At 33.6% G+C, this 13,703-nt stretch carries 10 protein-coding genes; all 10 read right to left on the bottom strand.

The features are described 5' to 3' along the window. Positions 1-24: 24 nt before the first annotated feature. Positions 25-3,738: a response regulator gene (locus ACFX5E_RS12345; protein ID WP_379855448.1), complete on the bottom strand. Its 3,714-nt coding sequence runs from the start codon at positions 3,736-3,738 to the stop codon at positions 25-27. Positions 3,739-3,742: 4 nt separating this feature from the next. Next, positions 3,743-4,336: a chemotaxis protein CheB gene (locus tag ACFX5E_RS12340; protein ID WP_379855447.1), complete on the bottom strand. Its 594-nt coding sequence runs from the start codon at positions 4,334-4,336 to the stop codon at positions 3,743-3,745. Next, positions 4,337-5,161: a CheR family methyltransferase gene (locus ACFX5E_RS12335; RefSeq protein WP_379855446.1), complete on the bottom strand. Its 825-nt coding sequence runs from the start codon at positions 5,159-5,161 to the stop codon at positions 4,337-4,339. Positions 5,162-5,256: 95 nt separating this feature from the next. Next, positions 5,257-5,691: a response regulator gene (locus ACFX5E_RS12330; protein ID WP_379855445.1), complete on the bottom strand. Its 435-nt coding sequence runs from the start codon at positions 5,689-5,691 to the stop codon at positions 5,257-5,259. A 2-nt stretch (positions 5,692-5,693) separates the two neighbouring features. Beyond that, on the bottom strand, positions 5,694-8,606 hold the full coding sequence (locus ACFX5E_RS12325) for an ATP-binding protein (RefSeq protein ID WP_379855444.1): 2,913 nt from the start codon (positions 8,604-8,606) through the stop codon (positions 5,694-5,696). Between the two features lies 1 nt (position 8,607). Further along, positions 8,608-9,171 (bottom strand): helix-turn-helix domain-containing protein, encoded by a 564-nt coding sequence (locus ACFX5E_RS12320; protein WP_379855463.1) that lies wholly within the window; start codon positions 9,169-9,171, stop codon positions 8,608-8,610. Positions 9,172-9,596: 425 nt separating this feature from the next. Then, on the bottom strand, positions 9,597-10,073 hold the full coding sequence (locus ACFX5E_RS12315; protein ID WP_379855443.1) for a hypothetical protein: 477 nt from the start codon (positions 10,071-10,073) through the stop codon (positions 9,597-9,599). Positions 10,074-10,076: 3 nt separating this feature from the next. Continuing rightward, on the bottom strand, positions 10,077-10,754 hold the full coding sequence (locus ACFX5E_RS12310; protein WP_379855442.1) for a peptidoglycan DD-metalloendopeptidase family protein: 678 nt from the start codon (positions 10,752-10,754) through the stop codon (positions 10,077-10,079). A 101-nt stretch (positions 10,755-10,855) separates the two neighbouring features. Next, the gene (locus ACFX5E_RS12305; protein ID WP_379855441.1) at positions 10,856-11,119 is read right to left on the bottom strand and encodes a hypothetical protein; all 264 of its coding nucleotides are present in this window, start codon (positions 11,117-11,119) and stop codon (positions 10,856-10,858) included. A gap of 139 nt (positions 11,120-11,258) precedes the next feature. Next, entirely contained in the window at positions 11,259-13,667 is a 2,409-nt protein-coding gene (locus tag ACFX5E_RS12300; RefSeq protein WP_379855440.1) for an alpha-ketoacid dehydrogenase subunit alpha/beta, read from the bottom strand. Positions 13,668-13,703: the final 36 nt, after the last annotated feature.

Raw genomic sequence — 13,703 nt, 5'->3', positions numbered from 1 at the left:
TACCGCCTGTGTAATGACGTTCTGTTATTTACTTAGCCATACACGCATCAATGATAGCAGGCGTTCTATATCAATAGGCTTAGTGATGTAATCATTTGCACCAGCATTAATACATTTTTGTTTATCGTCTTTCATGGCTTTTGCGGTGAGTGCAATTACGGGCAAGTTTCTGAATTTTACTTGAGATCGTATTCGTTTCATTGCTTCGTAACCGTCCATTTCCGGCATCATAATATCCATTAATACCATATCAATGTCAGCATGTGTATCTAGGGTTTCCAATGCTTTTTTCCCGTTTTCTGACTTTATTACCTCCATTCCGCGCTCTTGCAAAATTTTGGATAAAGCAAAAACATTTCGCATATCATCATCTACCAGTAATATTTTTTTTGAATGAAATATAGCGTCCTTATCGTGTAAATTATTTATTATTAGTTGTTTCGATTTTGGCAAATTACTGATGGTTCGATGCAGAAAAAGGGCTGTTTCATCCAGTAATCTTTCTTCGGATTTTACACCTTTTATAATGATGCTCTCCGCATATATATGAAGCAAATCATTTTCTTCTTTTGTGAGTTCTTTCCCGGTGTAAACAATAATAGGGGGCATGTTATGGCCTTTTATATCCTCCAGTTTTTGGATAAGATCAAAACCGCTCATGTCTGGTAAACCAATATCCAATATAATACAATCAATGTTATTTTTTTCGTACAATTCCAAAGCTTCTTTGCCTGTTGCCGCTTCATAACATTTTACATCGCCATTGCCAATGAGTATTTTCATTGCTTTTCTGGCATTTTTATTGTCTTCTATAATCAACAGGTTTTTTATTTTTCTATTGACAAAATTTTCGATTCGGTTAAAAGCTTCTTCCAGACCGTCTTTAGATATCGGTTTCATCAGATATTCTACCGCGCCTTCTCTGATTGGTTCCAGTGAACGATCATTAGCCGAAATAATATGAACCGGAATATGTCTTACAGCTGGATTTGCTTTTAACTCATGCAAAACTTGCAGCCCTTTGATTCCCGGTAGGCCCATATCAAGGATGATCGCTTGGGGTTTATATTTTGAAGCAAGCACCAGACCATCTTCTCCAGATGCTGCCGATAAGCATTTGAATCCTTTTTTGTTGGCTTGTTTTAAAAGGATTGCAGCAAAATTTCGATCGTCTTCAATAATCAGTACCACTTTATCATCTTTGATTATTGTATTTCGATCGTCTTCTATGGTTGAATAATTCAGATAGTTTTCGTCATTTTTAGAGCGTGGTGTATATAAAATAGGTTTTACTGTGGCTGTACTGACAGCTTCCTGTTCAGGATGTATTTCAAGTGGAATAATGAGCGAGAAAGTAGAACCTTGATTTAATTCGCTACTTAATTTAATTTCTGCTTCTAATAATTTTGCCAGTTCACGAGAAATAGAAAGCCCTAGACCCGTTCCTCCATATTTTCTTGAAGTACCGCCTTCAGCTTGCTGAAAAGCTTCAAATATAGCCGTTTGTTTATCTTCTGATATTCCAATACCGGTGTCGCTAACAGAAATGTTCAAAGTAGTTGCTGTATTTCGATCAATACTGATCGTTACACTTCCTTTTTCGGTGAATTTTATAGCATTAGATAGGAGGTTTTTCAATATCTGATTCAAACGTTGCGCATCAGTATGGATGAATTCTGGTAAATCAGCACTCAATCTACAAACCAATTTTAATTCTTTCTGTTCCGCCTGGTGTGTAAAATCGCGAAGCAAATCATCTGTAAAATTTTTGAGTGCTATTTTTTCAATGTTTATAGACATTTTACCTGCTTCAATCTTGGAAAGATCCAATACTTCATTAATTAATACCAGAAGGTCATGGCCACTTTTATAAATGATCTCAGCGCTTTCAACCTGAACATCATCGAGATTTTTCTTTCTGTTTTCCGATAAATCTTTGGAGAGGATCAGTAAGCTATTAAGTGGTGTCCGCAGCTCATGTGACATATTGGCAAGAAATTCCGATTTGTACTTGCTGCTAATCTCTAGCTGTTTTGTTTTTTGTTCAATATCATTTCTAGAAGCTTCAACTTCTTTGTTTTTCTCTTCCAATGACTGAGTCTGCTCTTCCAATTCTTCATTGGTCATTTGCAATTCCTCCTGTTGTTGCTTTAGATTTTGTGCTTGTTGTTCTAATTCTTCATTAAGTTGTCTCAGCTCTTCCTGTTGCATTTGAAGTTCTTCCGCTTGAGTCGAAAGCTCTTTGTTAGCAAAACTTAACTCTATCGCTCGTTTTTCTTTCTCCTCATTTTGAAAAGCAAGTTCTTTGTTTGCAATTCCTAATTCAGCAGCTCGTTTTTCTTTCTCGTCATTTTGATAGGCGAGTTCTTTGTTGGCAATACCTAATTCAGCAGCTCGTTTTTCTTTCTCGTCATTTTGATAGGCGAGTTCTTTGTTAGCAATACCTAATTCAGCAGCTCTTTTCTCTTTCTCGTCATTTTGATAGGCAAGTTCTTTGTTAGCAATACCTAATTCAGCAGCTCGTTTTTCTTTCTCGTCATTTTGATAGGCGAGTTCTTTGTTTGCAATAGCTAATTCTGCTGCTCTTTTTTCTTTCTCTTCAGCTTGTTGTACCGTATTAACGCTAATAGCGATACTGTTCATAGAAACATTGATAAATTCTTTTTCTGTTTCATTGAAATCAGTCAACTTACCTATTTCTATTACGCCTAGCGTTTTACCATCTAGCAAAAAAGGAGTAATGAGTAAATTTTTTGGTTTTGCATTTAATACAGATGAAGTAATGCGTATTTGATCTTCGGAAATATCTGTCAGAGAAATTTGTTTCTGTTCCCATGCGGCCTGACCGATTAGTCCCTCATTTAATTTAAATTTTTCCTGCGTGTCATTGAAGGATGAAAAAGCAAATTTTCCACCAAGAATTAGAGTATTATCCTTTTCATTAAACAAGTAAACAGCTCCTATGTTGGCTTTGAGGTAAGTACATAAAAAACTAATAGTATTGTTTGTTAATTGTTCGATGCTTTGGTCTCCTATTAATTTTTCATTAAGTTTTGAGTTACCTGTCAGTAACCAGTTTTTGCTGGCAGTTTCTGATTCGGACTTTTTAAGTGTTTTCAAATTTGCAGCAACTATAGAGTATACAATGACAAGAATTGCAACAATAATAAACAATAAAATGATGAAAACTAAATTAAAATTGTTCGCATCGTCTGCACTGGATTGTATTCTTTCGGTAAGTAGAGTACGTTCTGTTTGCTGTGCTTTATTAATTGTTTCTCTTATCTCATCTTGTATTTTTTTTCCTTCACCAGAGACAATAAGTTCCTTGGCAAGTTCAAAATTATTTTTGCGAAGATTAATTATGGTGTTTAAATTATCAAAACGCATTTTTAGTTCTTTGGTAAGTTCCTCAATGTTCTTTTGCTGATTAGAGTTGTCTTTTGTTAATTCCTTTACTTTAGCAAGCAATTCCGTCGATTTTGCTTTAGAAGATGAAAATGATTCCAGAAAATTATCATTGCCTGTAATGACATAACCGCGTACGCCGGTTTCAGCATTTACAGAAGACATTAGTATTTGCTCAAATTCATACAATACCTGATTGGAATGATTTACCAAGACATTTGATGCGACAAATTTTTCACTGGTTTTAAAAGAAAAAATTGCAACTACTACAAGTACTACCGCACAAGCAGCAAATCCTACTACTATTTTTTTACCAAGGGTCATTTCCATTCTGTTATTTATGAAATTTATTGAAATTATTCTTTTGATCGTCAATTTTTATTAGCAACTCGACTATATCTTCCAATGCTAAAATATAATCAGCTTCAATAGCATCAATTGCTGACTTTGGCATATACGGGGCTTCTGCTGTTTTTGGATCTTGAATAATGGTCAGACCATCGCATTCCTTTATTCGTATTATCCCATTAGTACCATCATTATTTGCTCCGGTAAGCACAATCCCAATTAATTTTTTCCTGTAAACCTCAGCAGCTGATTCAAACAATACATCAATTGACGGTCTTGCAAAATTTACACGCTCGTCAATCGTAAGTGAAAAAGTTTTATCATTTTCAATCAACAAATGATAGTTAGGCGGAGCAATGTAAATTGTTCCTTTCTCTATTTTTTCTTTTTCATCAGCTTCCTTAATATGAAGATTACTTTTTTCATTTAAAAGCGGTATCCATAGACTATCGGAATGTGCTCCTACATGTTGCACTATGATAATTGGTATTTTGAAATCAATAGGCAACGCCAAGGATATGATTTTTAAAGCATTCATACCTCCAGACGAAACTCCGATAACAATTGCTTCATAATGCATTTAATATTTCTTTTTAAATATTCGGTGCTTGATATCCAGCACATTATATTCTTCATACAAATCGGAGTATCGCAAACTTTCTTTAGATCCTAAACATAAAACGCCTCCATTGATAAGGCTGGCATAAAAAAGAGATTGGACTTTATTTTGTAAATTTTTATCAAAATAGATCAGTACATTTCTACATAATACCAAGTTTACTTCAGCAAATACACTATCGGTTACTAAATTGTGATTGGCCCAAACAATATTTTTTTTCAAGGATTGATTCATAATCACGTTATCATAATTGGAGGTATAATAACTCGAAAAAGATTCTTTCCCGCCTGACAATTGATAGTTTGCAGTGTATTCCTTTATCATTTTGTTCGAAAAAATGCCATCTTTCGCTCGATTCAAAGCAAGTTGGTTAAAATCAGTCGCATAAATAGTGGTACGGTCATACAAGCCTTCTTCCTGCAGAAGGATAGCCATAGAATAGGCCTCTTCTCCAGTAGCGCAGCCAGCATGCCATATTTTTATAAAGGGATATGTTTTTAAAATAGGGATAACTTTTTCTCGCAATGATCTGTAAAAAGCAGGGTCACGAAACATTTCGGTTACCGTGATGGATAAATCCTGTAAGAGTTCTGCAGCAAATGTTTCGTCATTCAAAACTTTAGATTGCATTTGAGAAACATCTTCGAATCCCGAAATTGCCATTCTGTTCATAACCCTGCGTCGGATATGAGCTTGGGAATACTGTCTGAAATCATAACCATGTTTTCTATAAATAGCTTCCAATAGCAATGAAATTTCTAAATCTGATGTATCTTTATACCGCATTTTTGTAGAATAAATTTGGTTTTAATTTCAACCAAATTGGGAATAATTAATAGGTTTATTGATGAACTTAAAGAAAGCTAATATAGAGAAACAGATTACATTCTGTCCATGTACCAACTTAATTCTTTTTCCATTTTTTGGTATTTAAAAATAGAAGTGATTATTTTTTGTAAGCGAACAAATGCAGTTTCACTTTTTACAACATAATCAAATGCCTTATGATGCATGCAGTTTATGGCCACTTCAATTTTATCCTGAGAAGATAACATTACAACTGGAATTTCTGGATTGAAAGCTTTTACTTTATCTAAAGTTTCCAGTCCGTTCATAGCATTTTCTACAATACCATCAAGTTGGTAGTCTAATATTACCACATCAGGATTATTAGATAAATTAGCAACACACATTTCGCCCGTTGGAAAGGTTTCAATAGTAAAATCAGCGTTTTCTAGAAATTCAATTTCTAAAGATTTTAAAAATAATGCATCATCATCTACTAAGAATATTTTTATTTTGGTATCGTTTTTCACAATTAAGTATTTTTTATAAGGTTAAATTCTTCTTCTAGTTCAGTACAGGCCTGCATACAAATTTCTTCAAGTTGTCTGACTAAGTCGTGTATGTCCTCTTTTTCTTCTTGAGCTATTGCATATTCCTGAATTTTTTTGGCCATGTTTTCAAAATCAGGATTGATGCCCATTATTGAAAATGAGGGAATCATTTTATGCACAGTTGAGCTTAATAATAGCCAATCTTCATCAATTAAACTTTGTTTAATGGTGTTGATTAAGGAAGGGGTTTGTTCTAAATAAAGTGAAATCATCTCCATCATTAATATTGGATTAGATTTTGTTCGTTGATTTAAATAAACCAAGTCAATGCATTTTATTTTTTTCTCTGAACCATTTATATTCCCAATATTTTCATTCAGTTTTATACTAAGTTTCTCCAATTTTGGTTTTTTTAGTATTCCAACTATTTTACTGTACAACACTCTTTCGTCAACAGGTTTTGCAATATAATCATTCATTCCTACGGCTTTGCATTTAGCTAAATCTACGGTAGTAACATCAGCAGTTAGAGCAATAATGGGAATTTTTGAATTCATAGTATTACGAATATATTCTGTGGCTTCAAACCCATTCATCACCGGCATTTGCAAATCCATCAGAATGATATCATACTTTTTGGTTTTTAGTTTTTCGATTGCTATCTGACCGTTTTCTGCGATATCTCTATCGAATCCAAAATCATCCAACAACGTTTTCATTAATAATTGATTGAGGGCAATATCTTCAACTACCAGTACTTTTATATCTTTTATTTCGGTATCCAATTCTAAAATTTCGTTTTCTAGTTCAGCATCAGCATTTGTTTTTTGAAAAGGTAATGTAAAACTAAAGGTAGTTCCAATATCAACAGTACTTTTCACACGAATTTTACCTCCTTGAGGTTCAACTAATTGTTTTACGATTGCTAGTCCTAGTCCAGTTCCTCCATAAAGCCTTGAAATATCGCTAGTTGCCTGTTGGAAGTTTTCGAATATGGTATCTATTTTCGCTTGGGGTATACCAATTCCGGTATCTGTGACTGCAAATTCAAGAATTACATTTTCATCATCTTCATGGAGCATATGAACTCCTACAGTTATATTTCCTTTATTAGTAAATTTCACAGCATTACTCACCAGATTTAAAATTATTTGGTGTAATCGAACTGGATCTCCCACCAAAACATCAGGAATTTTGTAATCGTATTCCTTTATTAATTTTAAATTTTTTTCTTGGATTTTGGTTTCAAATAAATGAATCATAGAAGATATGGAAGCCTTCATTTTAAAAGGAGTTTTTTCAAACACCATTTTACCTGCATCTACTTTTGCTAAATCAAGTATGTCATTTATGAGTACGATTAATGCATCGCCACTCATTTTTATTGCTGTTAAATATTCTTTTTGTTTGGCAGACAATTCTGTTTTTAAAACCACTTTCGTAAAGCCGATAATAGCATTCATCGGTGTGCGAATTTCATGACTCATGTTCGACAAAAACTGTTGTTTTGCCTTCACTGCATCTTCTGCTATAGTTTTAGCGTTTTCAGCATTTAGTTTTGCTTCTTCAGCAATTTCTGTGGCTAATTCGGCAAAAAGCCTTGCCTCTATTGATTCTTTTTCAATCCTTTTTTGGTCTGTGATATCTCTTGCTACCACAACAACCCCAAGTACTTCGCCCTCTTCATTTTTGTATACAGAACCATTGACCAGTACATCAGTTAATTTATGATCTTTTATCGTCAATAGGTAATCAGCGATAAAACCCTTGTCAAAAACTTCCTGATATGCTTTTCGAGCCTCTTTTGGTTCAGTAAAATAATCAAAGAAATCAGAACCAATTAAATTTTCCCGTAAAACTCCTGTCACTCTTACAGACGCCTCATTCGTATCCGTTATTTTTCCTTTTGGACTAATCGTAAATAAAGGGTCACGACTTGCTTCAATTAAACTTAAAGAGTACTGAGAAGCTAATTTTAAAGAATTACTAAAATCTTCCAATTCTTTGTTTTCAATTTTTCGTTTTTCTTTTTCTTTATTTTGAAAAATCAGTTCTTCGTTGGCAATCAGTAATTCTGCCGCTCGTTTTTCCTTTTCATCGTTTTGAAAACGAAGTTCTTTGTTAGCAATTATTAACTCGTTTGCGCGTTTTTCTTTTTCATTATTTTGATACGCCAATTCTTTATTGGCAATTACTAATTCATCAGCACGTTTTTCTTTTTCATCATTTTGATACGCCAATTCTTTATTGGCAATGACTAATTCGTCAGCACGTTTTTCCTTTTCATCATTTTGATATGCTAATTCTTTATTGGCAATAACTAATTCGTCAGCGCGTTTTTCCTTTTCATCATTTTGATACGCCAACTGTTTATTGGCAATAACTAATTCGTCAGCGCGTTTTTCCTTTTCATCATTTTGATACGCCAACTCTTTATTGGCAATAACTAACTCTTCAGCACGTTTTTCTTTTTCATCATTCTGGTATGCCAATTCTTTGTTGACAGAACGTAATTCAGTTGCCCATTTTTGTTCTGCGATATCACGGGCTACAATCACAACTCCTAAAACATTCCCTCGCTCATCTTTATAAACGGAACCATTGAATAATACATCTGTCAATTTACCCTCTTTATGACAAAGGGTAAGGGGAGAATCAGCAACGGAACCTTTAGCAAAAACTTCTTGATATACTTCACGAGCTTTTTGAGGTTCAGTAAAATAATCAAAGAAATCAGAACCTATTAACTTTTCACGGTCTAGACCAGTAATATTGACTGTAGCTTGATTCATATCAGTGATTTTACCACTGCTATTTATAGTAACCAGTGGATCTAAACTGGCTTCAATTAAACTACGAGTATGTTGAGGATCCTGCTTCCTTGAAATTTCCATTTTAATTAGTTGTTTCGTTTGAAGTACCAATTTCTTCAATTGGATTTCGTCTTTTATCTTTCAATTGTTTAAAATGAGAAGGGGAGAGACCCGTAACTTTTTTAAACTGACTCGATAAATGGGCAACACTGCTGTAGTTCATTTTCCAGGCAATTTCAGTAATATTTAATTCACCATAAATAATCAATTCCTTTATTCTTTCCGTTTTATGGGAAATTATAAATTGTTCAATGGTGGTACCTTGGACTTCTGAAAATAAATTCGATAAATAAGTATAATCATGATTCATTTTTTCACTTAAATAATCAGAAAAATTCACTTTTATATTTTCCGTGGAATGATGTACCATTTCAATAATCACATTTTTTATTTTTTCAATCAGCATAGACTTTTTGTCATCCATCAATTCGAGACCTGAGTCTAAAAGCGCTTTTTTTAATTGTTCCCGTTGATTCATAGAAATATTTTCCATGATTTCAACTTCCCCTAAATCAACAACAATGAAATGTAGTCCGAGTTTTTTTAATTCCTCTTTTACCGCCATCTTGCAGCGATTACTGACCATGTATTTGATATATAGTTTCAAATTATTTTTTTTAATTGATTATGTAAAAATCGAATAAACTTTCTTGAAATTACTTACATAACTTCCAGAAAAAGTTGTATAATTCACACATTATTAATCCTGAAAAATCTTTAATAATGTTGGCCGTCAAAGAAAAAAGTACTTAAATGGAGGCTGTTTTTTAAACCTATAATTCCCAAAATAACTTTCTTTAAATTTACGAATAAACAGAGACAAAGGGAAATTAATTTAATTTTAATAAAATGTGAGTGTTCAAAGACCAGTAGTAGCATTGAATCGTCACAAGGTAACTACGGGACATAATAATTCATTCAAAATAATGAATTGTATCCCATATCAAGTTCTTTGAAAAAGTTAAAGCTAAATATTCAAGATGAGTTATTAAGTCAGTTTTATTTTTTAAATTATTTATTTTGAAAAGTATCTACCCAATCCAATGATTTAATAGCCGAAACTTTGTTTTCTTCATTCATTGAAACACGGAGTTCTTTGTTTGCTACTTTCTTTGTGTATAAAGCTTTATAACGAAAAATCAGTATTTTGTCACCGTAGTTTTTATACATTTCGACTAACTGTAGGTCTTTGAAAGTTCCATAATATTGCCGAAATTTTGTACATGTTTTGGTTAATCTTTCTTCGGTAGTGTTTTGAATTACCGAAGCGGTAGCTTCACTTTCGTTAAAAGGTTTAAACTTGGAAGTGTTGCAGGTCATCAGTACTCTTTTACCGAGTTCATACGCTTTGTCTTTTTGAAGTTCACTGACATCTGACAGCATTATTTTTGCGATTTTAGCTTCGGCAGGCTCTGGTGCATCAACAACCTTTTTAGATTTACAACTAATAAATAAAACGATACCTAAAATAAGAATTATCTTTTTCATGATTTATGTGATTTTTAATAATATGTTTGGATCTGGACAGTTTTCTAAATAATAATCGAGATCATTTTTGCTGCAAACTCCCGGATAATCGCCAAAATTATCTCCTATGTTTTTTATAATTTGGAAATGTAAATGTGGCGAATAATCTCCATTAATGTCTGATTTACCCAAAGTTGCTAATTGTTGTCCTTTCTTAAAAACGGCCCCAATTTCAATTTCTGTAATACTTTTTAATGAAAGATGTCCATATAGCGTATAAAAAGTATGACTTTCTATGGTGTGTTTTAAAATAATAGTTGGACCGTAATCCCCGAAACCTACATTGCGTTTAAAACTGTGGATTGTCCCGTCAAGTGCCGCTAGTACCGGAGTTCCGGCTTTTATCCATAAATCTAATCCAATATGAATATTTCGTTCTTCTGTTTCGGCATCATTAAAAACGGCGCTTCGCTTGTATAAATTGCGTTCTTCATTGTAACCACCAAAAGCTACTTTTGAATTTTCTTTTGCTAAATATTTTTCAATAAATTCTTCAAAATCGCTTGATGCGCTAATTTCTTGTTTTGAAAAAAAACTATTTGAAACGGATAAATCCAAAAGAGTATAGTATTTATTATCAACAGAATCATCGATTACTTTGACGTTTTGAATGCTTTCTAAAATAGTTTCTAATGTGCTCATTTTGCAGTATTTGTAATAAAGTTTAAAATAAAATAAAAAATGCCAACATAAAAAATTTACATTGGCATTATAACTTTTAATTAAGAGAATATAGTTGAATGTTATTTTTTCACCTCAATTTTTGCTGTACCACCGGAAACATTAACACTAGTTTTAGTAGCATCACTTTTAGTAGTAACATTCACGCCATTTGTACCAACTATTATGGAAGTACTGTCTTTCGCTTGCCTTGAAGGAGCATGAGTAGCGCGAGTTGTTACTGTAGTTGTTTCTACCTGTGGAGTCATAGGTTTGTCGTCTTTTTTCTTGCACGAAACAATGGTCATAATCGAAAGTACTCCTAAAAGCAGTGTTATTTTTCTCATAATATTTTGTATAATGGTTATTGACTGATTAATTGGATACCAATTTAGTATTTTAATTTAAAAAAAAAAATATTAATTAAAATTCAAAAAAAATCCCAACCTGAATGTAGATTGGGATTTCATTTTTATAAAAAAGCTTTTAATACAAACTTGGAAACTTTGAAGGATTTACCTCATTCATCATTGCGTATACTTTTTCAAAAATATCTTCAGTGGAAGGTTTTGAGAAGTAATCGCCATCTGTTCCATATGCAGGTCTGTGCGCTTTTGAAGTTAACGTTTGTGGTTTACTGTCTAAGTAATTGTAAGCATCTTGTTGTTCTACAATTTGTTGCAAGATATAAGCGGAAGCACCACCTGGTACATCTTCGTCTATTACTAAAAGACGGTTCGTTTTGGCAATACTTTTTACTACATCTTGGTTGATGTCAAACGGCAATAAAGATTGTAAATCGATAATCTCACAATCAATTCCAACTTCAAGTAATTCTTTGGCCGCTTGTTGTACCAATCTCAAAGTGGAACCATAAGAAACTAATGTAATATCTGTTCCTTCTTTCAATGTTTCGACAACGCCAATAGGTGTTTTAAATTCACCATAATTCAACGGCATTTTTTCTTTTAATCGGTAGCCATTCAAACATTCGATTACTAGAGCTGGTTCGTCACATTCTAACAAAGAATTGTAAAATCCTGCAGCTTGTGTCATGTTTCGTGGAACTAAAACGTGAATTCCTCTAATAGCATTAATAATCATTCCCATAGGAGATCCTGAATGCCAGATTCCTTCTAAACGATGACCACGTGTGCGTATAATTAAAGGGGCTTTTTGTTTACCTACCGTACGATATCTTAATGTTGCTAGATCATCGCTCATAATTTGGATGGCATACAGCAAATAATCTAAATATTGAATTTCAGCGATTGGGCGTAAACCACGTAATGCCATTCCGATACCTTGACCAATAATGGTTGCTTCACGAATTCCTACATCGGCGACACGGAGTTCTCCATATTTCTCTTGCATTCCCTCTAAACCTTGGTTTACATCACCAATATTTCCTGCATCTTCACCAAAAATCAATGTTTCCGGATATTTGGTAAAAATAGCATCAAAATTATCACGCAAAATCATGCGTCCGTCCGTGTCTTCTGTCGCATTTTCTGAATATACCGGTAAAACTTTGTCTACTGAAAATACATTCAATTCGGTTTCAGAAAATAAGTTACTGCTAAAATTTACCTGTGTTTTTTTAGTATATGCCTTTATCCATTGAGACAATTCCTCTTTTCCGTTTTCATTCATTACTAATCGTAATGTTTTTCGGGCCGCAACAAGAATTTCTTTTTTCAAAGGAGATTTATTGCTGCTTAATTCAGAAATGAATTTTAAGATTGTGTCTTTATTTTTACTTGTTTCTGCTACTTTTTGCAACAAAGAAACCAGTTCTTTTTGTTCTTCAATTACAGGACTCAAAAAGGCAAGCCAGGCCGCTTTTTTTCCTTCCAATACTTCTTTTCTGGCTTCCTGATCAATGGCTTCAATTTCTTCTGGAGAAGCAATGTTAATGGCAATCATCCATAGTTTCATTTGGCGAAGACAATCAAAATCTTTCTCCCAGGCTAATCTGGCTGCATCCTTGTATCTTTCATGGGATCCTGAACTGGAATGACCCTGTGGTTGTGTAAGTTCGTTTACATGTATTAAAACAGGAACATGATTTTCTCTTGATATCGCCGCTGCTTTTTCATAAGTTGCAACTAAGTCAACATAATCCCATCCTTTTACTCTCAGGATTTCAAACCCATTGGTATCTTCTTCTTTTTGATATCCTTTTAGAATTTCAGAAATGTTTTCTTTAGTAGTTTGATGTCTTGCATGTACCGAAATACCATATTCATCATCCCACACGCTCATAACCATCGGTACTTGCAAAACACCCGCAGCATTTATGGTTTCAAAAAACAACCCCTCAGAGGTGCTGGCATTTCCTATCGTTCCCCATGCAATTTCATTACCTCCATTAGAGAAATTACTTGCGTTTTTTATTCCTGAAACCTCTCTGTAAATCTTTGAAGCTTGTGCAAGTCCTAATAATCTAGGCATTTGCCCGGCTGTAGGGGAAATATCCGCACTTGAATTTTTTTGTTTTGTTAAATCTTTCCAAGATCCGTCTTCATTCAAACTGTGTGTGGCAAAGTGCCCACCCATTTGCCTTCCTGCTGACATTGGTTCTTGTTCAATATCTGTATGACCGTACAATCCTGCAAAAAATTGTTGGACGGTTAATTCACCAATGGCCATCATAAAAGTTTGGTCACGATAATATCCCGATCGAAAATCACCATCTTTGAAAGCTTTGGCCATAGCTAACTGTGGCACTTCTTTTCCGTCTCCAAAAATTCCAAATTTTGCTTTTCCGGTTAATACTTCTTTACGTCCTAATAGACTACATTCCCGACTTACTATGGCTATTCTATAGTCATTTAATACTTCGGTTTTGAAATCTTCAAATGTCAATGTAGAATTGGTTTTTTCTTTTATCATAATTGAAAAGTATAACTTTGTGAGGCAAATTTAATT

This window comes from Flavobacterium xylosi, from assembly GCF_042787345.1.
In the GTDB taxonomy this organism is placed as follows: Bacteria; Bacteroidota; Bacteroidia; order Flavobacteriales; family Flavobacteriaceae; genus Flavobacterium; species Flavobacterium xylosi.
Note: the sequence above shows the minus strand (reverse complement) of the source record. Positions and strands in the feature narration are given on the sequence as shown.